Below are 20,385 nucleotides of genomic sequence, written 5' to 3' on the forward strand. Positions count from 1 at the left end.
GTGAAGGACTCAGGGTGCCGGTTCGGCGCCGGGCTCGGCCTCGGCACGCAGCTGGCGATACAGGCCGGTGATGCCGCGCACCAGTGCGCGCACCTGCTCGGGCGTGAGCCCGGCCCGGCCTGGTTCGATATGCACTTCCAGCCCGTCGGCCACGGTGACGCGGCTCCAGACCTCCACCGTGCCGGGCGCGGCAGCGCGCGGCGGCGGGTCTTCCGGCGCGCCGGCCATCAGCTCGCGCACGCGCTCCAGGCTCAGTCCGGCATCGGTCCAGCGCCGCACCAGCAGCAGCTGCTCGAGGTGCCGGCGCTGGTAGAAGGCGCCGCGCTTGCTGCCGGCCGGGCGGTCGAGCAGGCCCTGCGCGATGTAGAAGCGCACCGTGCGCGGCGTGACGCCGGCAAGCGTGGCCAGCTCGTCGATCGTGTGGCGATCGGCTGTCTCGGGCGGGTCGAGGTCGGCGGATTCGGAAGGCATGGCCGAACTATCTGACAGCTATAAGTGACAGTCAAGTGTCTGAAAGTCATGTCGATCAGGGATCGGCCGTTGGGGCAGGGGGGCTCGCTAAGATTCGGTGATGAGCCAAGCCGCCCCTTCATCGTCCACTTCCCTCGCGCCTTCACCCGCCAACGCACGCCCTGCCGGCCACCTGCTGGTCGAGGCCCTGATCGCGCAGGGCGTCGACACCGCCTTCGGCGTGCCCGGCGAGAGCTACCTCGCGGTGCTCGATGGCTTTCATGAACATCGCGATCGGATCCGCTTCATCGCCTGCCGCCAGGAAGGCGGGGCGGCCTTCATGGCCGAGGCGCAGGGCAAGCTGAGCGGCCGGCCCGGCATCTGCTTCGTCACCCGCGGTCCTGGCGCCACCAATGCCAGCATCGGGCTGCACACCGCGTTCCAGGACTCGACGCCGATGATCCTGTTCATCGGCCAGGTGGCCAGCGACCAGCGCGACCGCGAGGCCTTCCAGGAGGTGGACTACCGCCAGATGTTCGGCCCCGGCACGCTGGGCATGGCCAAGTGGGTCGGCGAGGTGCATGAAGCCGACCGGCTGCCCGAGTACATCGGCCGCGCCTTCCACACCGCACTGCAGGGCCGCCCCGGGCCGGTGGTGCTGGTGCTGCCCGAGGACATGCTGACGAAAGCGACCACTGCGCCGGTGCTGCCGCGTGCCGAGCCCGCGCAGGCTTGGCCCGCGCCGGGCGGACTGCGCGAGCTGCGCACGCTGCTGCTGGCCGCCCAGCGCCCGCTGGTGATCGCCGGCGGCAGCGGTTGGGATGCGGAGAGCGCCAAGGCGCTGCAGCGCTTTGCCGAGAACTGGCAGCTGCCGGTGGGCTGCGGCTTCCGCTTCCAGGACACCTTCGACAACCGCCACCCGCTGTATGCCGGCGACGTGGGCATCGGCATCAACCCGAAGCTGGCCCGGCGCGTGAAAGAGGCGGACCTGATCATCGCGCTGGGCGTGCGCCTGGGCGAGATGACGACCAGCGGCTACACGCTGCTGCAGCCGCCGCGGCCGGCGCAGAAGCTGGTGCACATCCATGCCGGTGCCGACGAGCTGGGCCGCGTGTATGCCGCCGACCTGCTGCTGCAGGCCTCGGTGGCTGCGGCGGCCAAGGCGCTGGAGGCGCTGACCGCGCCCCCCGCCTTGCCGTGGACCGACTGGACCCAGGCCGCGCATGCCGACTACGAAGCGAACCACGTGGCGCCCGCCGTCGAGCCGCTGGACATGGCAGTCGTGATGAAGACCGTGCAGCGCCTGGCGCCGGCCAACACCGTCTACACCAACGGCGCCGGCAACTACAGCGGCTGGCTGCACCGCTACGTGCGCTACCACGGCCTGCAGCACGACGGCCGCACGCAGCTGGCACCGACCTCGGGCGCCATGGGCTATGGCGTGCCGGCAGCGGTGGGCGCCGCCCTGCTGTACCCCGAGCGCACCGTGGTCAACGTCGCCGGCGACGGCGACTTCCTGATGACCGGCCAGGAACTGGCCACCGCCACCGGCTACGGCGCGAACGGCGGCCGCGGCCGGCTCATCAGCCTGGTGGTGGACAACGGCACCTACGGCACGATCCGCATGCACCAGGAGCGCGAGTACCCGGGGCGCGTCAGCGGCAGCGACCTGTTCAATCCGGACTTCGCGGCGCTGGCCCGCGCCTATGGCTGGCGCGCGGCGCGGGTGGAGCAGACCAGCGAGTTCGAGGCGGCCTTTGCCGAAGCCCTGCAGCCCGGACCGCCGATGCTGATCCACCTGCGGCTGGATGCAGACGTCAGCACCTCGCGCACGACGCTGTCGGCGATTCGCGAGGCGGCGCGCCAGTCGGGGCGTTGAAGCCCGCGCGCCAACGCCCTGGGTGCCGGCGGCACCCAGGGGCGAGGTTTCAACCGCCGGCCGCGTCTTTCGGGCAATAGGCGCGGGCCTTCGCGGGCGGCGCCCGCAGGTGCTCGTCCAGGTAGTAGCCGAGGTAGGCCCGGGCCAGCTTCTGGTCGCCCTCGGGCACCAGCGGGCCCAGCGTGTCCAGCCAGCCGCTGATGCAGGCGGGCGCGGCGGCGCTGCTGGCCGCGCATTGCAGCAGGCCGTCGTAGCCGCGACGGTAGCGCTCGAATTCCGCGCGCGTCAGCACCGGGCCGTGGCCCGGGATCAGCTGCTCGAAGGGCTGGGCCGCCAGCGTGCCCAGCGCGCCCGACCAGCGCGGCGCGCAGGCGGTGTCGAGAAAGGGCACCGGCAGGGTCACCAGGTCCCCGGCGGCCAGCACCCGCGCCTGTGGGTCGTACAGCCACACGTCGCCGGCGGTGGCGGCGTCGCGCGCCAGGCCGACCAGCAAGCGGCGGCCGGCCAGGGTCTGCTCGCCGCTGGCCTGGACGCTCACATCCGGCGTTTGCGCCGCGCGGTCGTCGATGATGGCGATCTCGCGCAGCAGCGGCAGGCGCTTCGCATCGCCCTCGGCCAGGCCGGCCAGTTGCTCGACCAGCTGCGCCCGGTAGCGGGCGAGAAATCCGTCGCGCGCGCCGACGATCGCGTCGCTGGCCATCAGCTTCGCCTGCGGGAAGGCCTGGCGCAGCAAGCCGTTGCCGCCGATGTGGTCGAGGTGCCAGTGGCTGTTGACGATCCAGCGCAGCGGTGTGCTGCGGGTGCGGATGGCCTCGATCAGCGCCTGGGCATGGGCCACATGGCGGCCGGTGTCCAGCAGGACCAGGCCGTCGGGGCCGTCGAACAGCACGCTGTTGCCGTCGGGCTGCCCGCCGGGGGTCCAGTGGCCGGGCACCAGCGTGATGCCGGCGGGCAGCGCGGCCCCGCTCGCGTGGGCGCACAGCGCGCTGGCGGCCAGCAGCAGGCTGCACAGAAGCTTCATTCCAGGCATGCGGCAAGCCTAGCCGAAGCAGGGGCCTGCCGGCCATGGCCAATCGGCCGCTGCGGCGCTGGCCAATGGGGTGGTGCCACGCGCGGCGCTCAGCGGGCCTGGGCGCGGGCCCGCAGCAGGAGCAGCACGCCCAGCAGGATGATGCCGGCGGCACCCCACTCGCCGGCGCTGACATGCTCGCCGCCCAGGCCGATGCCCAGCAGCATCGCGATCACCGGATTGACGAACGAGTAGCTCGAGGCCAGCGCCGGCGAAGCCTGGGACAGCAGCACCATGTAGGCATTGAAGGCGATCAGCGAGCCGAACACCACCAGGTAGAGCCAGGCGCTGGCCGCCGCCGCCGACAGCTGCGCCGGCCAGGACTCGCCCTGGCAGGCCGCCAGTGCCAGCAGCACGGCGCCGCCGCAGATCATCTCGCTGGCAAAGCCGGTGGCCCCGGGCGCCAGCGGCAGGCTCTGCTGGCTGAGCACGCTGCCGGCGGCCCAGCTCAGGCAGGCGACGCTGATGGCCACCAGCCCGGCCGGGGAGGCGGCAAAGCCGGCCCCGCGCGTCAGCAGCAGCACGCCGGCCAGGCCGACCGCGATGCCGGCCAGCTCGCCGCGCGCGGTCCTGACGCCGTAGAGGCGGTTGAACATCGCGATCATCAACGGCAGCACCGCGATGAAGGCCACCACCAGGCCGGAGCCCACCGTCATTTCGGCCACCGCGGTGCCGCCCATGCCGCCGCCCAGCATCAGTCCGCCGACGACGAAGGCATTGCGCCATTCGCGCCGGCTGGGCATTGGCGCGCCGCGCCAGCGGGTCCAGGCCAGCAGCGCGATGCCGGCCACCAGGAAGCGGCTGGCCATCAGCAGGAAGGGCGGCAGGCCGGTCAGGGCGATCTTGATCGCCAGGTAGGTGGAGCCCCAGATCAGCCAGGTGGCGGCCAGGCAGGCCAGGATCAGCGGCGGCAGGCCGCCGCGGGCGTTCGTGAGCACGGTGGTGTTCATGGCCGTCATCCTAGAAAGCCGAAGGCCCGCAGACCATGCAGAATCCGAGTTTCGCGGCGGTCTCGACCTTTGATTTCAAGATTCCGCGCCACCAGGACTTTGAAAATGCCAGAACCCCCGTCGCTCGACGCCTACGACACCCGCATCCTGGCCGAACTGCAGGCCGACGCCCGCGTCTCGATGGCCGAGCTCGGCCGCCGCGTGCACCTGTCGCAGCCGGCCGTCACCGAGCGGGTGCGCAAGCTCGAAACCGCCGGCGTCGTCTCGGGCTACCGGGCCACCGTGAACCTGGCCGCGCTGGGCTACGGCATCCGCGCCATCGTGCGGGTCGCCCGGGCCGAGTACGCGCGCGTGGTCAAGCAGATCCAGCAGACGCCGGAGGTCATCAACGCCTTCAATGTCACGGGCGAGGACAGCTGGATCCTGGAGATCGCGGTGATCGACGTGGCCCACCTCGACGCGGTGGTCACCCGCTTCTGCCTGCTGGCCGAGACCTCGACCTCGATCATCCTGAACGCCCCGCGCGAGCACCAGGCCATGCTGCCGCCGCGGCCCGAGGACGTGAAGCCGCCGATTCGAAAGCTCACGCGGGCTTGACGAATCTTAAGGACGACACCGGCGCAGCCGTTAGCATGCGTCCCGCGCAGCCGTCCGGTGCCGGGCGCCGCGAGCGCCGCCGCCCACCTGCCGATTGATGTCCGCTGTCCCTTCCGCCCCGAGCCCTGCCACGATGAGCGCCGAACTGCCGCTGGCCACCCGCGGGCTGGCCTGCCGCCGCGGCCGGCAGCTGCTGTTCAGCGGCCTGGACCTGGGCCTGCGCCGCGGCAGCATCACCTGGCTGCGCGGCACCAACGGCAGTGGCAAGACCAGCCTGATGCGCATCCTGGCCGGCCTGTCGCAGCCCGCCGAAGGGCAGGTGCTGTGGCAGGGCGAGCCGTTGCGCCGCGTGGTCGATGCCGCGCGGGCCGGCACCGTCTACATCGGGCACAGCAATGCCTTGAAGGAAGACCTCACGCTGGCCGAGGCCGTGGCCTTCCTGGCCGCGCTGGCGGGCCTGGACCAGCCGCTGCCCAGGGCGCAGCGCGCGCTCGAGCTCATGGGCCTGGCTTCGCGCCGCAACGCGCCGGTGCGCACCCTGTCGCAGGGGCAGCGGCGGCGTGGTGCGTTGGCCCGGCTGGCGCTGGACGAGGCGCCACGCGCCTGGATCCTCGACGAGCCCTACGACGCGCTGGACCAGTCCAGCGTGCAGACGCTCTCGGGCCTGATCGAGGCGCATGCCGCGCGCGGCGGCCTGGTGCTGCTGACCAGCCACCAGAGCGTGGCCTTGAACGGTGCCAGCGCGTTCGATCTCGAACCGTTCCGGGCCGCCTGATGGGACGCGCATGAGTTCGGTGCTGCTTGCCGTCACCCGCCGCGACCTGCTGCTGGCGCGCCGCCGCCGGGTCGAGGCCCTGCTGCCGCTGGGCTTCTTCGTCGTGGCCGCCGGGCTGTTCCCGATCGGCGTCGGCCCCGAGCCGCAGATGCTGCGCACCATTGCCCCTGGCGTGGTGTGGGTCTGCGCACTGCTGGCCGCGATGCTCTCGGTGACCCAGATGTTTGCCAGCGACCACCAGGACGGTTCGCTCGAACAACTGCTGCTGGCGCCGCAGCCGCTGGTGGCGGTGGTGCTGGGCAAGGTGCTGGCGCACTGGCTCTCGTCGGGCCTGCCGCTGGTGCTGGCTGCGCCGCTGCTGGGCGTGCTGTTCGACATGCGCGGCACGGCCATCGGCGTGCTGGTGGCCACGCTGCTGCTGGGCACCCCGGTGCTCAGCCTGCTGGGGGCGGTGGGTGGCGCGCTGACCCTGGGGCTGCGCAGTGGTGCGGCGCTGGTGTTCCTGATCGTGCTTCCGTTGACAATCCCGGCCTTGATCTTCGGAACTGGCGCGGTGGGCGCGGTCGAAGGGGGGCAGTCGCCGCAGGCGCACCTGTCGCTGCTGGGCGCGCTGCTGATTGCCGCGCTGCTCGGCGCACCCTGGGCCACCGCCGCCGCCTTGCGCATCTCGCTGGACTGAACGACATACGATGAACGAGCGCCGCTCCCCGATCACCTGGACCATGCTGGCCGCGCCCTCGCGCTTCTTCGCGTTCGCCGGCGCGGCGGTGCCGTGGCTCTGGGCCGTCTCGCTGATCACCGGGCTGGCCGGGCTGTACGTCGGCTTCGCCATCGCGCCCACCGATTTCCAGCAGGGCGAGGCCTACCGCATCATCTTCATCCACGTGCCGGCTGCCTGGATGAGCATGGTCATCTACCTGTCCATGGCCTTCTGGGCCGCCTGGGGCTGGATGCTCAATGCGCGCATGGCCTCGATGTACGCGCGGGCGCTGGCCCCCACCGGCGCGATGTTCACCTTCCTGGCACTGTGGACCGGGGCGCTGTGGGGCAAGCCGACCTGGGGCACCTGGTGGGTGTGGGACGCACGCCTGACCTCGGAATTCATCCTGCTGCTGCTGTACCTGGGCTACATCGCACTGACCGAGGCCATCGACGACCCGCGCCGTGCCGCCAATGCCGGCGCGCTGCTGGCGCTTGTGGGCGCGGTGAACATCCCCATCATCTATTTCTCGGTGCGCTGGTGGAACACCTTGCACCAGGGCTCGACGATCAGCATGACCACAGCGCCGAAGATGGTGAGCACGATGCTCACGTCCATGCTGCTGATGACGCTGTGCTTCTGGGCCTACAGTTTCGCGGTGGTGTTCACGCGCGCAAGGGCCATCGTGCTCGAACAAGAAAGCGACACCGAGTGGGTGAGGGCGCTGCGCCACGCTGGCGCGGACAATGGACGACGATGAACTGGACCTCTTTCGACGCCTTCTGGCACATGGGCGGCTACGGCCTGTATGTGTGGGGCTCCTATGGCGTGGCGCTGGTGGTGATGGCGGGCGAAGCCTGGCTGGCCCGCCAGCGCCTGCGCGCCGCGCGCCACGCGCTGGGCGATGAGCAGGAGACCGGGCAATGAAGCCGCGCCACAAACGCGCCGCCATCGTCGTGGGCGTGCTGGCGCTGGTGGGCGTGGCGGTGGGCCTGGTGCTCAACGCCTTCAACAGCAACCTGGTGTTCTTCTACACGCCGACCCAGATCGCCGCGAAGGAAGCGCCCTCGGGCCGCACCTTCCGCATCGGCGGCCTGGTGCAGTCCGGCAGCGTGGTGCGTGAAGGGGTGACCGTGCGCTTCACGGTGACCGATACGGCGCAGAGCGTGCCGGTGCGCTACGACGGCGTGCTGCCCGACCTGTTCAAGGAAGGCAAGGGCGTGGTGGCCCAGGGCCAGCTGGGCCCGGACGGCGTGTTCACCGCCCGCGAGGTGCTGGCCAAGCACGACGAGAACTACATGCCGCCCGAGGCGGCCGATGCGGTGCAGCGCGCCGAGCAGGTGAAGGCCCGCATGGCCGGGCACCCCATCGATGGCGGAGCGAAGAAATGATTCCCGAACTTGGGCAATTGCTGCTGATCGCGGCGCTGGCGGTGGCCCTGTTGCAGGGCACCCTGCCGCTGGCCGGCGCGCAGCGCGGCCGGACCGACTGGATGCTGCTGGGCCGGCCGCTGGCCTGGGCGCAGTTCGGCCTGGTGCTGGGCGCCTTCGCCTGCCTGGCCGCGTCTTTCGTGCGGCATGACTTCTCGGTGCTGTACGTGGCGTCGAACTCCAATTCGGCGCTGCCGCTGCACTACCGCCTGGCCGGCGTCTGGGGCGGGCATGAAGGCTCGCTGCTGTTGTGGCTGCTGATGCTCAACGTCTGGACCATCGCGGTGGCCAGCTTCAGCGCCTCGCTGCCGCGGGTGTTCGTCGCCCGCATCCTGGGCGTGCTGGGCCTGGTGGCGGCGGGCTTCCTGCTGTTCACGCTGATCACCTCCAACCCCTTCGACCGCCTGCTGCCGCCGGCGCCGGATGGCCGCGACCTGAACCCGCTGCTGCAGGACCCTGGCATGGTGGCGCACCCGCCGATGCTGTACATGGGCTACGTCGGCTTCTCGGTCGCCTTCGCATTCGCGATCGCCGCGCTGCTGGGCGGCCAGCTGGATGCGGCCTGGGCGCGCTGGACACGGCCCTGGACCGTCGCGGCCTGGATCTTCCTCACCTTCGGCATCGGCCTGGGCAGCTGGTGGGCCTACAACGAGCTGGGCTGGGGCGGCTGGTGGTTCTGGGACCCGGTGGAGAACGCCTCGTTCATGCCCTGGCTCTGCGGCACCGCGCTGATCCACTCGCTGGCGGTGACCGAAAAGCGCGGCAGCTTCAAGGTCTGGACCGTGCTGCTGGCGATCATGGCGTTCTCGCTGTCGCTGCTGGGCACCTTCCTGGTCCGTTCGGGCGTGCTGTCGTCGGTGCATGCCTTCGCCACCGACCCGCGGCGCGGCCTGTTCATCCTGAGCTTCCTGGTCATCGTGATCGGCGCCTCGCTGGCGCTGTTCGCCTGGCGCGCGCCGCGTGTCGGCCTGGGCCAGCGCTTCGGCGCGCTGTCGAAGGAATCGATGCTGCTCACCAACAACATGCTGCTGGCGGCGGCCACCGGCGCGGTGCTGCTGGGCACGCTGTACCCGCTGTTCCTGGATGCGCTGGGGCAGGGCAAGATCTCGGTCGGCCCGCCGTACTTCGACACCGTGTTCGCCCTGCTGATGGCGCCGCTGCTGGTGGTGCTGGGCATCGGCCCGCTCACGCGCTGGAAGCACGACGAAGTCGGTTCGCTGGCCCGCCGCCTGCGCTGGGCCTTGCCGGGCGCCGTGCTGGCGGCGCTGGCCACCGGGGCGATCGAAGGCCGCATCTCCGTGGCCACCACCGGCGGGCTGACGCTGGCCTACTGGATCGTCGCGTCGATCATCGTCGACCTCGTCGAGCGCCTGCGCCCGCGTGCCGGCCAGGCCCAGGGCGGCAGCATCGCCGGCCGCGCCGCGCTGCTGCCGCGGGCGATGCTGGGCATGTTCGCCGCGCACCTGGGCGTGGCGGTGTTCGCATTCGGCGTGGCGATGGTCAAGACCTACGAGACCGAGCGCGACGTGAAGATGGGCCGTGGCGACACCACCGAGATCGCCGGCTACCGCTTCACGATGCAGGACCTGCGCGAGGTGCAGGGCCCCAATTACGTGGCGATGCAGGGTCAGATCGAGGTCACGCAGGGCGGCCGCGTCATTGCCACGCTCCAGCCCGAGAAACGCATCTACCGCGTGCAGAGCAACCCGATGACCGAGGCGGCGGTGCACAGCAACCTGGTGCGTGACCTGTATGTCTCGATGGGCGAGCAGTTGCCCACCGGCGAATGGATCGTGCGCGTGCAGCACAAGCCCTTCATCGGCTGGATCTGGGGCGGCTGCCTGATCATGATGTTCGGCGGCCTGCTGGCCGCCACCGATCGCCGCTATCGCGCCCGGCAGACGCGCAGCGCCGCGCTGCCGGCGGCGGCGGTGGCCGGGAGCGGCACATGAAGGCGCGCTTTCTGTGGCCGCTGGGCCTGTTCCTGGTGCTGGTGGGATTTCTCGCCATCGGCTTGAACCTGAACCCGCGCGAAGTGCCCTCGCCGCTGATCGGCAAGCCGGCGCCGGCCTTCAGTGCCAGCGCGCTGGCCGCCCCCGAACGCACGATCAAGCGCGACGACCTGCAGGGCAAGGTCTGGATCCTGAACGTGTGGGCGTCCTGGTGTGCCGCGTGTCGCGACGAACATCCGGTGCTGGTGGACTTTTCCAAGCGCGGCCTGGTGCCGATCTACGGCCTCAACTACAAGGACCAGCGCCCGGACGGGCTGGGCTGGCTGAGCCGCTTCGGCAACCCCTACACCGATTCGTTGTTCGATCCCGACGGTCGCATCGGCATCGACTACGGCGTGTACGGTGTGCCCGAAACCTTCGTGATCGACAAGGCCGGCGTCGTCCGCTTCAAGCACATCGGCCCGCTGACGCCCGAGGTGCTGCGCGACAAGGTTGAACCGCTGTTGAGGCAACTCAATGCCTGACATCCGCCGACGCGCTCTCCGTTTCGCGGCCCTGCTGCTTGCAGCCGGCTGCATGGTCCTGCCTGGCGCGTGGGCCGGCGAAGCCGCCCCGGTGGCCAAGGACCCGGCGATCGAGGCGCGCATGATGGCGCTGGCCGCCGAGCTGCGCTGCCTGGTGTGCCAGAACCAGACCATCGCCGACTCGCATGCCGACCTGGCGCAAGACCTGCGCCAGCAGATCCGCGAGCAGCTGGCCCAGGGCAAGAGCGAGCGGGAAATCCGCGACTACATGACCGACCGCTACGGCGACTTCGTGCTCTACCGGCCGCCGTTCAAGGCCAGCACGGCGCTGCTGTGGTTGGGGCCGGTCCTGCTGATGGTGGGCGCGCTGGGCGGCCTGGTCGTGGTGCTGCGTCGCCGCCAGCGCCTGGGCGACGACGCCTTCGATCCTGAAGTACCCGATAACGACGTCGGCGGCGACGAAGCAGCCGCCAGGCGATAAATACATGTCCCGAATCGATGAGCTGAAGGCGCAGATCGCGCAGCTCGATGACCTGTTGAAGAGCGGTGCACTGACCTCGGAGGCCGCTCATGTTGCACGTCAGCACCTGGAGCAGCAGCTGCTGGCCGAGGTGATGCAGGGCGCCGCGCCTGCGCCGACCCCGACGCCCGCCCCGGCGCTGGCGCCCGTCGCCACGCCGGCCCACGACGCAGCAGCCGAACCGCCGGCCCGCCGCCCATCGGGTGCGCTGGTGGCGGGGCTGCTGGCCTTCGTGGTGGTGTTTGCCGCGGGCGGATACGCCTGGCTCGGCAACCGCGAGGGGTTGCGGGTGGAGCCGGGCGCGGTCGCCGCGCAGGCCGCCGGCGCCGCCTGAAGGACAAGCCCGACGATGCCGAAGGCTGGGCCATGCTCGGCCGCTCGTACAGCATCCTCGGCCGCTTCGACGAAGCCGTGCCGGCCTTCCGCCGCCTGGTCGCGCTGCGTCCGCAGGACGCGCAGGCCCATGCGGACCTGGCCGATGCGATCGGCTCGGTGCAGGGCGGCAAGCTCGACGGCGAGCCCGAGCAGCTGATGGCCAAGGCCTTGCAGCTCGATGGCCGCAACCTCAAGGCACTGGCGCTGTCCGGCAGCCTGGCGTTCAACCGCGGCGATGCGAAGGGCGCGTTGCAGCGCTGGGAGCAGGCGCTGGCGGTGGCCGAGCCGGGGGGCGAGATGGCGCAGCAACTGCAGAACGTGATCGCCGAGGCGCGCCAGCGGGCCGGCCTGCCGCCGGCGGCCGGGGCTTCGGCCCCTGCGGGCACGGCGGCGACGGCCACCGCTGCGGCGCCCGCTGCCGCCGCCAGCGCCGTCCAGGGGCGCATCACGCTGGCCGCCGCGCTGCAGTCGCGCGTGGCACCGGGGGACACGCTGTTTGTCTTCGCCCGACCCGCGCAGGGCGCGAAGATGCCGCTGGCCATCCTGCGCAAGCAGGTCAAGGACCTGCCGCTCGATTTCACGCTCGACGACAGCCTGGCGATGAGCCCGGCCGCGCGCCTGTCCGGTGCGGGGCAGGTGGTCGTCGGCGCGCGCATCAGCAAGAGCGGCAACGCGATGCCGCAGCCCGGCGACCTGCAGGGCCTGAGTGCACCCGTGGCGGTGGGCGCGCGCGGCGTGCAGCTCGAGATCGCCGACGTGCTGCCCTGACTATCATCGGCCGTCTTGCGTCAATCCAAGGAGGACACGATGGGCCTGTTTGCCACCTGCGATCTGTGCGACCTGCACAAGAGCGACAGCGATGGCGCGTTCCGGGTGCTGCCGCCGGTGTTCAAGGACTTCGGCGGCCGACTGGTGTTCAGCGGCCCGGTGTCCACCGTCAAGTGCCACGAGGACAACACCTCGGTGAAGACCGCGGTCGAATCGCCTGGCAACGGTCGCGTGCTGGTGGTCGACGGTGGCGGCTCGCTGCGGCGTGCGCTGGTGGGCGGCAACCTGGCCGCGGCCGCTGCGCGCAACGGCTGGGCCGGGCTGGTGGTCGACGGCTGCGTGCGCGACATCGCGGAGCTGCGGCAGAGCGATGTCGGCATCCGTGCGCTGGCGCTGATGCCTTTGCCCACCGAGCGCCGCGCACCGGGCCAGGTCGACGTGCCGGTGCAGGTGCAGGGCGTGTGGATCCGCCCGGGCGACTGGCTGTACGCCGATGCCGATGGCATCGTCGTGCTGGCCGAACCGGCCTGAACTTCGGGCACCGGCCGCCACGGCCGCTAGAATCCTTCACTTCGGGGTGTAGCGCAGCCTGGTAGCGCAACTGCTTTGGGAGCAGTGGGTCGGACGTTCGAATCGTCTCACCCCGACCAAGATCCAAGCCCAGGGGCCGTCAGCGTCGGGATGCTGCGCCGGCCTAGGCGCCGAAATGAGCGGCCCACCGGTGCCTGTCCACCCGAGTCGGCCGCGCGGAGTGCGCCATGCCCCACCTGCATCGACGAGCCTGGCTGCAAGGCGCCGCGGCGCTGGCCTTGCTGCCCCGGCCTGCCCCTGGTGCAGCGCAGGCGGCTGCGAGCGCGGCCAGCGTCACGGGCCGCGAGCAACCCGCGCTGGCGGTGTTCGATGCGCTGATGCAGCGTTTCATCATCGAACAGCAGCTGCCTGGTGCGCAGCTGGCCATCACCCACGAGCGCCGGCTGGTGCATGCCCGCGGCTACGGCCTGGCCGAGCGCGTGCCCGCCCGCGCAGTGCAGCCGACCGATCTGTTCCGCATCGCCAGCATCTCGAAGCCCTTTACCGCCGTGGCCGTGCTGCAGGCCGTGGAGCGCGGGCGCATCGCGCTGGACGCGCCGCTGCTGGCGCAGCTGCCGCTGCCGGCGCCCCGCGACGCGCGTTGGCACCGCATCACCGTGCGGCAGCTGCTGCAGCACCGCGCCGGCTGGGACCGCGAGCGCAGCTTCGATCCGATGTTCGCCGCCTCGCGTGTCATGCAGGCGCTGCAGCTCGATGGCATGCCGACAGCCCGTGACATCATCACCTTCATGCTGCGGCAGCCGCTGGACTTCGAGCCAGGCGAACGCTACGCCTACTCGAACTTCGGCTACTGCCTGCTGGGGCGGCTGCTCGAGCACTTGGGCGGTGAGCGCTACGAGGTCAGCGTTCGCCGCGACGTGCTGTCGCCCCTGGGGATCCGCCGGATGCGGCTGGGCCAGACCGCGCTGGAAGGACGTGCGCCCGGCGAAGTGCGCTACTACGCCGAGCGCAACCCGCTCGGCAGGCCGATCTCCGGGCTCACGCACGATGCAGTGCCGCTACCGTACGGGGCCTGGTCGCTGGAGGCGATGGACTCGCATGGCGGCTGGCTGGCCTCGGCCGTCGACCTGGTGCGCTTTGCCGCCGCCTTCGACGACCCGGCGCACTGCCCGCTGCTGAAGCCAGCCAGCATCGCCACGATGTTCGCGCGGCCCGATGGCGCGGCCGACAGCGTGCCGGTGCACTATGCCTGCGGATGGCGCGTGCGCCGCCTCGCGCAGCCGGGCCAGATCAACACCTGGCACACCGGCATGCTGGACGGCAGCTCCACGTTGCTGGTGCGCCGGCACGACGGGCTGGACTGGGCCGTGCTGTTCAATGGCCAGTACACGCCAGACGGGCGACCGGCCGCGGTGAAGATAGACCGCCTGCTCCACGAGGCGGCCGGCCAGGTGCGTCAATGGCCCGCAGACGATCAGTTCGACGCCTGCTTGTGAAGCCGGGCCCGCCGGAGCGAAGGCCGCTCACTTCAAACGCTATCTTCAGCCTGTCCGCAGGCCGTCCATCAGGCGGGCGGAAACACACCGTTCACGTGGCCGACCCAGACTGCTGAAGTCCGGTCGCCGTTCCTCCCTCCCTCCCTTTGCGGCCGGTCTTTCATCGCCGCGCGCGCGTGATGCCGCGCGGCGATCTTCTTCGTCCAGCGCCACCGCGCACGTCAGCGCGGCGTTGCCGGACCGGGTGGGGCCACCAGGTGCTCGCGCAGTCCACCCGCATTCAGCCGGGCCTCGATCTTTTCGCCCAGCTCGCGCGTGATCGATTGGGCCCACGCGGCGTTCTCGTCATTGCTGGCCTCGATCAACAAGGCCTGTCGCGCCGCGTCGAATCGCATCGTCGCGGTGATGGTCGGGATCCGCAGCTGCCAGGCACCGGACTCTGGCGCCGGTGTGAACTCGCAGTCGCAGGCTTCCCGCATCAGCACGCGAGCAGCCTCGAGCATCGAGGCGCGCACCGGCGTCAGCTCGAAGCGCGAGAGCGACACGCCCGCGGCGCCGCGCGGCGCGCGCAGGCCGAACAGGTAACGCGCCTGCCAGGCCTTCGCCGGCGCCAGCGGTTGCGGCTGCAGCAGCGGCAGCGCCGCACCGGGCTGCGGGACCCAGCGGAAGTGGCGCGCCAGCAAGCCCGGCTCCGCGACCACCTGGCCCAGGCGCGTGTAGGGGGTCAGATCCAGCGGCAGCAGTTGCTGTGGTGCGCCTGCTTCGGTGCCGACGACCATGATCAGGGCATCCCGCGGCGTGTTCCATTCGCCGCGATAGAGCAGTGCCACGGCGCGGCCGTCGGGCGACACGCCCAGCCCGCCGTCGGGCACGGCCGCGTAGCCGGCCGGCACCTGCGGGTCGAGCCGGTGGCTGCGCAGCGTCTCCAGGTCCAGCAGCAGCTGCCCATCGAGCTGCAGCCAGCGACCGCCGCGCAGCGCCATCGCCTCCGCAGACGTCGGTTCGGTCCGCACATGCCCCACCTGCAGCGGCGGTGCCGGGCCATCCAGCCACTGCAGCGCGGGCACGTCGGCGGACGGCAGGGTCTCGATCTGCAGTCGGCCGTCGCGTTCGGTGATGAGCGCCCAGCGGTCGTTGTGCACCAGCACTGCAGGCCAGCGTGCGCCGGGCAGCACCCAGGCGTCGCGGAACTCCGTGCGGCCGCTGCCACGCCCGTCGGGCACGGCCACCAGGCGGCCCGCATGGTGCACGCGGAACTGCAGGTAGGCAACGCGGTGGAGGCCCTGGTTGGCCGAGAACTGCAGGCTGCTGCGCCGGGTCACCTGCTCGACGCCCAGGCTGCCGGCGCGTGCCGCGAAGTCCTGCGCGGCGGCGGGCACGCTCCAGCCACACAAGGCGGCCAGGGCCATGGCCGCCGCGCGCCAACGGCGAAGGGGGAAGGGAAGGGGGAGGCACATGCCGCGATCGTCGCGCGGCGCGGTTGCCGCGGGGCTTCAGCCGGGCGCGGTGGCGGGTTGCAATTGTTGGCTCGGTCGGTGCGCGCGCTGGCCTGCCCGGAGGGACTCGAACCCCCGACCTGCTGCTTAGAAGGCAGCTGCTCTATCCAGTTGAGCTACGGGCAGCGCGCCGTGATTCTAGGAGGCCGCGCCCGGGTCGCCCTCAGCGCTTGCGGTACTGCTGCTCGCCGAACAGCACGCTGCGCGCCTTGTCGTCGATCAAGGGCTTGCGGCGGTCGGCCAGCACCGCCACGCCGCGTTGCACCGCGGGCCGGGCGGCGATCTCGTCGAACCAGCCCTTCAGGTGCGGGTAGTCGTTCCAGTCGATGCCTTGGTTCTTCCACGAGCGCAGCCAGGGGAACACGGCAATGTCGGCGATCGAGTACTCGCCGCCGCCCAGGTACTTCGAGTTCGCCAGGCGCCGGTTCATCACCGCGTACAGGCGCTTGGCCTCGTTCGTGTAGCGCTCGATCGCGTAGGGGATCTTCTCGGGCGCGTAGATGCGGAAGTGGTGGGCCTGGCCCAGCATCGGGCCGACGCCGCCCATCTGGAACATCAGCCACTCCAGCACCTCGTACTTGGCGCTGACGCTGGCGGGCAGCAGCTTGCCGGTCTTGCCGGCCAGGTACAGCAGGATCGCGCCGGACTCGAACAGGCTGATCGGCCTGCCCTCGGGACCATCGGGGTCGATGATGGCCGGGATCTTGTTGTTGGGGCTGATCTTCAGGAACTCGGGCTCGAATTGCTCGCCGGCACCAATGTCAACGGCATGAACCCGATACGGCAGGCCACATTCCTCCAACATGATGTGAACCTTGTGTCCGTTGGGTGTGGCCCAGGAATACACTTCAATCATCTGCATCCCCTCGGTCTTGGTCTTCGGGCCGACTCTAAACCATGCTCGAATCGCTGCGGCGGCTGTTGAACAAAGGCCCCAAGTCCGCCGACACGTCGGTGCTGCAGCAGTGGGCCGGATCGCGTGGCTTCCAGTTCAAGCGCATTCGTGACGCCGAGGGCGGACTGATCGAACCCGTGGGCGATGCCGCATCCGGCGACAGCGGCGGCTGGCGCATCGAGTGGGGCGATGCGCAGCGCAGTTACATCGATGCGCGCGAAATCCGCTTCAGTGCCGAGGTCGGCACGCCGCGCGAACTGCTGGTGCTGCTGCTCAACCAGGAACTGATGGAGACGATGGAGAAGATCGTCTTCGACCAGTACGTCGAGGACGTGCAGACCCGCATGGACACCGAGACACCGCCCGAGATGCGATGGCTCGTGATGTTCCCCAAGCTTACCGGCACCGAGCTCGGCCGCCTGCGCGAGCGCTATGCCGCCATCGCCAGCATCAAGCCCTGGCTGCAGCTGTGGCTGAGCAACGCGCTCGAGTCTGCGCTGGCGACAACCGTGGCTCACACGGCACCGAACGTGCCCGTGGTGCTGGTGATCAACCGCGGCCGGCTTACGCTGCGCACCGCGATGGCCGAGCCCGACGCCGAACAGCTGACGCGCTGGTTCGCGGTGTTCTCGCAGATCCTGCCGGTCGCGCGCAAGCTGGCCCGCGACTGGACCGATGCCACCGCGGGCGGGGCCACCGGCACGCTGCAGCCCTCGGTGTGGCCGCCCTCGCGGCCGGTCGACGACGAGTGAGTCGGCCGGCCTGAGGCTGGCCGCTCACTTCAGGCACTACTGACCTGCTGACTTCGCCGGGGCGTATTTGCCCAGTTCCATCTTCGCGATGGCATTGCGGTGCACTTCGTCCGGGCCGTCGGCGAAACGCAGCGTGCGCACCTGGGCGTAGTAGAACGCGAGCGGGAAGTCCTCGCTGACGCCGGCGCCGCCATGCACCTGCATGGCCCAGTCGATGACCTTCAGCGCCATCGTCGGCGCCACCACCTTGATCATCGCGATCTCGGCCTTGGCGGCCTTGTTGCCGGCCACGTCCATCATCCACGCGGCCTTCAGCGTCAGCAGGCGGGCCTGGTCGATCATGCAGCGGGCTTCGGCAATGCGCTCCTGCGTCACCGTGTGCTGTGCGATGGTCTTGCCGAAGGCCACGCGCTGGGTGGCGCGCTTGCACATCATCTCGAGCGCACGCTCGGCAATGCCGATCACGCGCATGCAGTGGTGGATGCGGCCCGGGCCGAGCCGACCCTGGGCGATCTCGAAGCCACGGCCTTCGCCCAGCAGCATGTTGCTGGCCGGCACGCGCACGTTCACGAAGTCGACTTCCATGTGGCCGTGCGGTGCATCGTCATAGCCGAACACCGGCAGGTGGCGCACCAGCTTGACCCCCGGGGTGTCCATCGGCACCAGGATCATCGACTGCTGCGAATGCCGCGGCGCCGACGGATCGGTCTTGCCCATGAAGATCAGGATCTTGCAGCGCGGGTCGCCGCCGCCGGAGGTCCACCACTTGCGGCCGTTGATGACGTACTCGTCGCCCTGGCGCTCGATGCGGGCCTCGATGTTGGTGGCATCCGACGAGGCCACCGCCGGTTCGGTCATCGCGAAGCCGGAGCGGATCTCGCCGGCCAGCAGCGGCTCGAGCCAGCGCTTCTTGTGCTCGGCCGAGCCGTAGCGCACCAGCACTTCCATGTTGCCGGTGTCGGGCGCCGAGCAGTTGAACACCTCGCTGGACCACAGCACCCGGCCCATCAGTTCGGCCAGCGGCGCGTACTCCTGGTTCGACAGGCCGGCGCCGTATTCGCTCTCGGGCAGGAACAGGTTCCACAGGCCTTCGGCCTTGGCCTTGGCCTTCAGGCCTTCAATCAGCTGCAGCGGCGTCCAGCGCTTGCCGGCGGCGGTGTTGGCGGCCAGCTCTTCGGCGAAGGCGCGCTCGTTCGGGAAGATGTGCTGGTCCATGAACGCGCTGATGCGCTCACGCAGCTGCTGGGTCTTGGGGGAGTAGGCGAAATCCATGGGGCGGACCTTTCGGAAGAAGGTGTCGGAGTCGAATCCGGGCGGTTCAGGCTGGCTGCGCGATCAGGCCTGCTGCGCGAACTGCCAGGCCATTTCGGCCAGTGCGCGGGTGCGCGAGCCGGTGGCCTTGGCCTGCGCGCTGGACGCGGTGCCGTCCACCACGCGCTTGGCGATGCCCTGGGTGATGGCGGCCAGCCGGAACAGGTTGTAGGCGAGGTAGAAGTTCCAGTCGGCCAGCAGCTCGTCGGGCGAGCCGCGGCCGGTGCGCTCGCAATAACGCGTGATGTACTCGCGTTCGGTCGGGATGCCGAGGGCGGCCAGGTCGAGCCCGCCGATGCCGCGGAAGGTGCCCGGCGGGATGTGCCAGGCCATGCAGTGGTAGCTGAAGTCAGCCAGCGGGTGGCCCAGCGTCGACAGCTCCCAGTCCAGCACCGCGATGATGCGCGGCTGCTCGGCATGGAACACCAGGTTGTCGAGCCGGTAGTCGCCATGCACGATGGACACCTGGCTCTCGTCCAGCGCGCTGGCGGGCAGGCGGGCGGGCAGCCAGTCGATCAGCTGGTCCATTTCGGGAATGGACTCGGTGACCGAGGCCTGGTACTGCTTGCTCCAGCGGCCGATCTGGCGCACGAAGTAGTTGCCGGGCTTGCCGTAGTCGGCCAGGCCCACCGCCTTGACGTCCACGCTGTGCAGCGTGGCGATCACGCGGTTCATCTCGTCGTAGATGGCGGCGCGCTGATCGTTGGCCATGCCCGGCAGCGCCTGCTCCCAGAGCACGCGGCCGGCCATGAACTCCATCACGTAAAAGGCGCGGCCAATGACGGCCTCGTCCTCGCACAGCACGTGCATGCGCGCCACCGGCACACCGGTGAGGGCCAGCGCGCTCATCACGCGGAACTCGCGGTCGATGGCGTGCGCCGAGGGCAGCAGCTTCGAGGCCGGCCCCGGCTTGCTGCGCATCACATAGGCACGCGCCGGCGTGATCAGCTTGTAGGTGGGATTGGACTGGCCGCCCTTGAACTGCTCCACCGTCAGCGGCCCTTCGAAGCCGGGCATGTTGGCCGTTAGCCACCGCGCCAGGGCCGCGACGTCGAAGGCGTGCTGCTGCGACACCGGCTGCGTGCCGACGAAGTGTTCCATCGATCAGACTCCCCGCCCGTGAAGCCGGGCTGTTGCTCGTGAACCAGCCGGTCGGCGCGAGGTGGCGGACCGGGACGCTAGCGTTCGGAGATGGCCAGCAGCTTTTCGCGCGAGAGCACCACCAGCCGCGTCGGCTCCACGCGCACCGCGCCCTCGCGCTCGAAGCCCTTCAGCTCCTGGTTGACGCGCTGGCGCGAGGCGCCGAGCAGCTGCGCCAGGTCTTCCTGCGCCAGTTGCAGCCCGATGCGGATTTCCTCGCCCTGCTCGATGCCGTAGCTCTTGGCCAGCAGGATGATCTGCTTGGCCAGGCGCGCCGACAGCGGCCGTGTGTTGAGGTCTTCGAACTGGTTGAACATCAGCCGCAGGCGGCGGCAGTTCAGCCGCAGCAGCGCCTCGTACAGCTCGGGATGCTGCGCCAGCAGTTCCTTGAAGTCGGCCTTGCGAACGCACAGCAAGGTGGTGTCGCCATGCGCATCGGCATCGTGCGTGCGCGGCAAGCCGTCGAACAGCGCGATGTCGCCGAACCAGGTGCCGGGCTCGACATAGGTCAGCGTCACCTGCTTGCCCGACAGCGACACCAGCGAGACGCGCACCGCGCCCTTGGCTACGCCGCACCATTCCTCGGCCGGTGTCCCGCGCGAGGCCATCGCCGCGCCGTCGGGCATGCGCCGCACCGTTGCGCGCGACAGGATCGCCTGGCGCAAGGGTTGGGAGAGTTTGGAAAACCACGAGGCCGATTCGATGTTGTGACGCTCTTCGATTGTAAGAACCGGGGTATTCATGGCTTGTCCCAGGCGCGACAGCGGCGCCACCA

23 protein-coding genes and 2 tRNA genes are annotated in these 20,385 nt (G+C 70.4%); 16 read left to right on the forward strand and 9 right to left on the reverse strand.

All coding sequences use genetic code 11. The features are described from left to right. Positions 1-9: 9 nt before the first annotated feature. Positions 10-471, reverse strand: a complete 462-nt coding sequence (locus ACILR4_RS10600; RefSeq protein WP_395700817.1) for a helix-turn-helix domain-containing protein — start codon at positions 469-471, stop codon at positions 10-12. Positions 472-571: 100 nt separating this feature from the next. On the opposite strand from ACILR4_RS10600, the gene ACILR4_RS10605 reads away from it, so the two are divergent. Next, the gene (locus ACILR4_RS10605; protein WP_395700818.1) at positions 572-2,329 is read left to right on the forward strand and encodes a thiamine pyrophosphate-binding protein; all 1,758 of its coding nucleotides are present in this window, start codon (positions 572-574) and stop codon (positions 2,327-2,329) included. A 49-nt stretch (positions 2,330-2,378) separates the two neighbouring features. On the opposite strand, the gene ACILR4_RS10610 is transcribed toward ACILR4_RS10605, so the two are convergent. Together ACILR4_RS10610 and yedA are read right to left on the reverse strand one after the other, a co-directional pair. Beyond that, positions 2,379-3,350 carry an MBL fold metallo-hydrolase gene (locus ACILR4_RS10610; protein ID WP_395700819.1) on the reverse strand — a complete coding sequence of 324 codons (972 nt, stop codon included), beginning with the start codon at positions 3,348-3,350 and terminating at the stop codon, positions 2,379-2,381. Between the two features lie 98 nt (positions 3,351-3,448). Next, positions 3,449-4,348, reverse strand: a complete 900-nt coding sequence (yedA, locus tag ACILR4_RS10615) for a drug/metabolite exporter YedA (protein WP_395700820.1) — start codon at positions 4,346-4,348, stop codon at positions 3,449-3,451. A gap of 105 nt (positions 4,349-4,453) precedes the next feature. On the opposite strand from yedA, the gene ACILR4_RS10620 reads away from it, so the two are divergent. The 14 genes from ACILR4_RS10620 (at position 4,454) to ACILR4_RS10685 (ending at position 14,016) form a co-directional block, all read left to right on the forward strand. Further along, on the forward strand, positions 4,454-4,945 hold the full coding sequence (locus ACILR4_RS10620; protein ID WP_395700821.1) for an Lrp/AsnC family transcriptional regulator: 492 nt from the start codon (positions 4,454-4,456) through the stop codon (positions 4,943-4,945). 133 nt (positions 4,946-5,078) lie between these two features. Continuing rightward, positions 5,079-5,720 (forward strand): cytochrome c biogenesis heme-transporting ATPase CcmA, encoded by a 642-nt coding sequence (gene ccmA, locus ACILR4_RS10625; RefSeq protein WP_395700822.1) that lies wholly within the window; start codon positions 5,079-5,081, stop codon positions 5,718-5,720. A gap of 10 nt (positions 5,721-5,730) precedes the next feature. Then, positions 5,731-6,399, forward strand: coding sequence for a heme exporter protein CcmB (ccmB, locus tag ACILR4_RS10630; RefSeq protein ID WP_395700823.1), 669 nt, complete (start codon positions 5,731-5,733; stop codon positions 6,397-6,399). A gap of 10 nt (positions 6,400-6,409) precedes the next feature. Further along, the gene (gene ccmC / locus ACILR4_RS10635; RefSeq protein ID WP_395700824.1) at positions 6,410-7,180 is read left to right on the forward strand and encodes a heme ABC transporter permease CcmC; all 771 of its coding nucleotides are present in this window, start codon (positions 6,410-6,412) and stop codon (positions 7,178-7,180) included. Continuing rightward, positions 7,177-7,347 carry a heme exporter protein CcmD gene (ccmD, locus tag ACILR4_RS10640; RefSeq protein ID WP_395700825.1) on the forward strand — a complete coding sequence of 57 codons (171 nt, stop codon included), beginning with the start codon at positions 7,177-7,179 and terminating at the stop codon, positions 7,345-7,347. Before ccmC ends, ccmD begins: the two co-directional genes overlap by 4 nt. Then, positions 7,344-7,811 carry a cytochrome c maturation protein CcmE gene (ccmE, locus tag ACILR4_RS10645; RefSeq protein ID WP_395700826.1) on the forward strand — a complete coding sequence of 156 codons (468 nt, stop codon included), beginning with the start codon at positions 7,344-7,346 and terminating at the stop codon, positions 7,809-7,811. Before ccmD ends, ccmE begins: the two co-directional genes overlap by 4 nt. Further along, on the forward strand, positions 7,808-9,802 hold the full coding sequence (locus tag ACILR4_RS10650) for a heme lyase CcmF/NrfE family subunit (RefSeq protein ID WP_395700827.1): 1,995 nt from the start codon (positions 7,808-7,810) through the stop codon (positions 9,800-9,802). Before ccmE ends, ACILR4_RS10650 begins: the two co-directional genes overlap by 4 nt. After that, on the forward strand, positions 9,799-10,326 hold the full coding sequence (locus tag ACILR4_RS10655) for a DsbE family thiol:disulfide interchange protein (protein WP_395700828.1): 528 nt from the start codon (positions 9,799-9,801) through the stop codon (positions 10,324-10,326). Before ACILR4_RS10650 ends, ACILR4_RS10655 begins: the two co-directional genes overlap by 4 nt. A 52-nt stretch (positions 10,327-10,378) precedes the next feature. Beyond that, positions 10,379-10,807 carry a cytochrome c-type biogenesis protein gene (locus ACILR4_RS10660; protein WP_395700829.1) on the forward strand — a complete coding sequence of 143 codons (429 nt, stop codon included), beginning with the start codon at positions 10,379-10,381 and terminating at the stop codon, positions 10,805-10,807. A gap of 4 nt (positions 10,808-10,811) precedes the next feature. Continuing rightward, positions 10,812-11,180, forward strand: coding sequence for a hypothetical protein (locus tag ACILR4_RS10665; RefSeq protein WP_395700830.1), 369 nt, complete (start codon positions 10,812-10,814; stop codon positions 11,178-11,180). Further along, positions 11,177-11,989 carry a tetratricopeptide repeat protein gene (locus ACILR4_RS10670; RefSeq protein WP_395700869.1) on the forward strand — a complete coding sequence of 271 codons (813 nt, stop codon included), beginning with the start codon at positions 11,177-11,179 and terminating at the stop codon, positions 11,987-11,989. The genes ACILR4_RS10665 and ACILR4_RS10670 overlap by 4 nt, the downstream gene beginning before the upstream one ends. A 39-nt stretch (positions 11,990-12,028) precedes the next feature. After that, entirely contained in the window at positions 12,029-12,520 is a 492-nt protein-coding gene (rraA, locus tag ACILR4_RS10675; RefSeq protein WP_395700831.1) for a ribonuclease E activity regulator RraA, read from the forward strand. Positions 12,521-12,562: 42 nt separating this feature from the next. Beyond that, positions 12,563-12,639: transfer RNA gene (locus tag ACILR4_RS10680), tRNA-Pro, on the forward strand. A gap of 108 nt (positions 12,640-12,747) precedes the next feature. Then, the gene (locus ACILR4_RS10685) at positions 12,748-14,016 is read left to right on the forward strand and encodes a serine hydrolase domain-containing protein (protein ID WP_395700832.1); all 1,269 of its coding nucleotides are present in this window, start codon (positions 12,748-12,750) and stop codon (positions 14,014-14,016) included. A gap of 221 nt (positions 14,017-14,237) precedes the next feature. On the opposite strand, the gene ACILR4_RS10690 is transcribed toward ACILR4_RS10685, so the two are convergent. From ACILR4_RS10690 to ACILR4_RS10700, 3 genes are all read right to left on the reverse strand, one after another. Next, complete coding sequence (locus tag ACILR4_RS10690; RefSeq protein ID WP_395700833.1) at positions 14,238-15,425, reverse strand: hypothetical protein; 1,188 nt, start codon at positions 15,423-15,425, stop codon at positions 14,238-14,240. Positions 15,426-15,561: 136 nt separating this feature from the next. After that, positions 15,562-15,638, reverse strand: a tRNA-Arg gene (locus tag ACILR4_RS10695). A 37-nt stretch (positions 15,639-15,675) separates the two neighbouring features. Further along, on the reverse strand, positions 15,676-16,368 hold the full coding sequence (locus ACILR4_RS10700) for a glutathione binding-like protein (protein ID WP_395700870.1): 693 nt from the start codon (positions 16,366-16,368) through the stop codon (positions 15,676-15,678). A 41-nt stretch (positions 16,369-16,409) separates the two neighbouring features. Between ACILR4_RS10700 and ACILR4_RS10705 the strand changes: the two genes are divergently transcribed. Then, positions 16,410-17,159, forward strand: coding sequence for a hypothetical protein (locus ACILR4_RS10705; protein WP_395700834.1), 750 nt, complete (start codon positions 16,410-16,412; stop codon positions 17,157-17,159). A gap of 36 nt (positions 17,160-17,195) precedes the next feature. Here ACILR4_RS10705 and ACILR4_RS10710 read toward each other — a convergent pair whose 3' ends face one another. From ACILR4_RS10710 to ACILR4_RS10720, 3 genes are all read right to left on the reverse strand, one after another. Next, complete coding sequence (locus tag ACILR4_RS10710) at positions 17,196-18,431, reverse strand: acyl-CoA dehydrogenase family protein (RefSeq protein ID WP_395700835.1); 1,236 nt, start codon at positions 18,429-18,431, stop codon at positions 17,196-17,198. A gap of 63 nt (positions 18,432-18,494) precedes the next feature. Continuing rightward, the gene (locus ACILR4_RS10715) at positions 18,495-19,571 is read right to left on the reverse strand and encodes a phosphotransferase (protein WP_395700836.1); all 1,077 of its coding nucleotides are present in this window, start codon (positions 19,569-19,571) and stop codon (positions 18,495-18,497) included. 77 nt (positions 19,572-19,648) lie between these two features. After that, the gene (locus ACILR4_RS10720) at positions 19,649-20,353 is read right to left on the reverse strand and encodes a Crp/Fnr family transcriptional regulator (RefSeq protein WP_395700837.1); all 705 of its coding nucleotides are present in this window, start codon (positions 20,351-20,353) and stop codon (positions 19,649-19,651) included. Positions 20,354-20,385: the final 32 nt, after the last annotated feature.

This window comes from Aquabacterium sp. (assembly GCF_044226965.1).
Taxonomy (GTDB): Bacteria; Pseudomonadota; Gammaproteobacteria; order Burkholderiales; family Burkholderiaceae_C; genus Pseudaquabacterium.

Bases quoted from the DNA above. Each gene is read 5' to 3' on its own strand.
- ACILR4_RS10600 (WP_395700817.1), bottom strand. From the start codon at position 471: ATGCCTTCCGAATCCGCCGACCTCGACCCGCCCGAGACAGCCGATCGC.
- ACILR4_RS10605 (WP_395700818.1), top strand. From the start codon at position 572: ATGAGCCAAGCCGCCCCTTCATCGTCCACTTCCCTCGCGCCTTCACCC.
- ACILR4_RS10610 (WP_395700819.1), bottom strand. From the start codon at position 3,350: ATGAAGCTTCTGTGCAGCCTGCTGCTGGCCGCCAGCGCGCTGTGCGCC.
- yedA (WP_395700820.1), bottom strand. From the start codon at position 4,348: ATGAACACCACCGTGCTCACGAACGCCCGCGGCGGCCTGCCGCCGCTG.
- ACILR4_RS10620 (WP_395700821.1), top strand. From the start codon at position 4,454: ATGCCAGAACCCCCGTCGCTCGACGCCTACGACACCCGCATCCTGGCC.
- ccmA (WP_395700822.1), top strand. From the start codon at position 5,079: ATGAGCGCCGAACTGCCGCTGGCCACCCGCGGGCTGGCCTGCCGCCGC.
- ccmB (WP_395700823.1), top strand. From the start codon at position 5,731: ATGAGTTCGGTGCTGCTTGCCGTCACCCGCCGCGACCTGCTGCTGGCG.
- ccmC (WP_395700824.1), top strand. From the start codon at position 6,410: ATGAACGAGCGCCGCTCCCCGATCACCTGGACCATGCTGGCCGCGCCC.
- ccmD (WP_395700825.1), top strand. From the start codon at position 7,177: ATGAACTGGACCTCTTTCGACGCCTTCTGGCACATGGGCGGCTACGGC.
- ccmE (WP_395700826.1), top strand. From the start codon at position 7,344: ATGAAGCCGCGCCACAAACGCGCCGCCATCGTCGTGGGCGTGCTGGCG.
- ACILR4_RS10650 (WP_395700827.1), top strand. From the start codon at position 7,808: ATGATTCCCGAACTTGGGCAATTGCTGCTGATCGCGGCGCTGGCGGTG.
- ACILR4_RS10655 (WP_395700828.1), top strand. From the start codon at position 9,799: ATGAAGGCGCGCTTTCTGTGGCCGCTGGGCCTGTTCCTGGTGCTGGTG.
- ACILR4_RS10660 (WP_395700829.1), top strand. From the start codon at position 10,379: ATGGTCCTGCCTGGCGCGTGGGCCGGCGAAGCCGCCCCGGTGGCCAAG.
- ACILR4_RS10665 (WP_395700830.1), top strand. From the start codon at position 10,812: ATGTCCCGAATCGATGAGCTGAAGGCGCAGATCGCGCAGCTCGATGAC.
- rraA (WP_395700831.1), top strand. From the start codon at position 12,029: ATGGGCCTGTTTGCCACCTGCGATCTGTGCGACCTGCACAAGAGCGAC.
- ACILR4_RS10685 (WP_395700832.1), top strand. From the start codon at position 12,748: ATGCCCCACCTGCATCGACGAGCCTGGCTGCAAGGCGCCGCGGCGCTG.
- ACILR4_RS10690 (WP_395700833.1), bottom strand. From the start codon at position 15,425: ATGGCCCTGGCCGCCTTGTGTGGCTGGAGCGTGCCCGCCGCCGCGCAG.
- ACILR4_RS10700 (WP_395700870.1), bottom strand. From the start codon at position 16,368: ATGATTGAAGTGTATTCCTGGGCCACACCCAACGGACACAAGGTTCAC.
- ACILR4_RS10705 (WP_395700834.1), top strand. From the start codon at position 16,410: ATGCTCGAATCGCTGCGGCGGCTGTTGAACAAAGGCCCCAAGTCCGCC.
- ACILR4_RS10710 (WP_395700835.1), bottom strand. From the start codon at position 18,431: ATGGATTTCGCCTACTCCCCCAAGACCCAGCAGCTGCGTGAGCGCATC.
- ACILR4_RS10715 (WP_395700836.1), bottom strand. From the start codon at position 19,571: ATGGAACACTTCGTCGGCACGCAGCCGGTGTCGCAGCAGCACGCCTTC.
- ACILR4_RS10720 (WP_395700837.1), bottom strand. From the start codon at position 20,353: ATGAATACCCCGGTTCTTACAATCGAAGAGCGTCACAACATCGAATCG.